Source organism: Chromohalobacter sp. HP20-39, from assembly GCF_033052815.1.
GTDB lineage: Bacteria > Pseudomonadota > Gammaproteobacteria > Pseudomonadales > Halomonadaceae > Chromohalobacter.
The window spans coordinates 1-256 of the sequence record NZ_JAWHTP010000878.1 but is presented as its reverse complement, the minus strand read 5'-3'; the positions used below and the strand labels follow the sequence as shown (position 1 = coordinate 256).

The following is a 256-nucleotide window of genomic DNA, read 5'->3' as shown; positions in this document are numbered from 1 at the left end:
CGCTGTCGGGCGACGGTGACCCGGTGGACGTGCTGGTTGTCACGCCGTTCCCGCTGATCCACGGCTGCGTGGTGCGTTGCCGCGCCCTGGGCATGCTGAAGATGACGGACGAATCCGGCGTGGATGCCAAGCTGGTGGCCGTGCCGGTCAACAAGCTGAGCCCCGCCACGGCCCACATGACCGACCTGTCGGACATCGGCCAGAACCTGCTGGACCAGATCAAGCACTTCTTCGAGCACTACAAGGCGCTGGAAGC

General features: G+C 65.6%; 1 protein-coding gene. It reads left to right on the top strand.

Going from position 1 to position 256, the window contains the following annotated elements:
* On the top strand, positions 1-256 hold a 256-nt coding region (locus tag RVY79_RS20480; protein ID WP_317466426.1), incomplete at both ends, for an inorganic diphosphatase.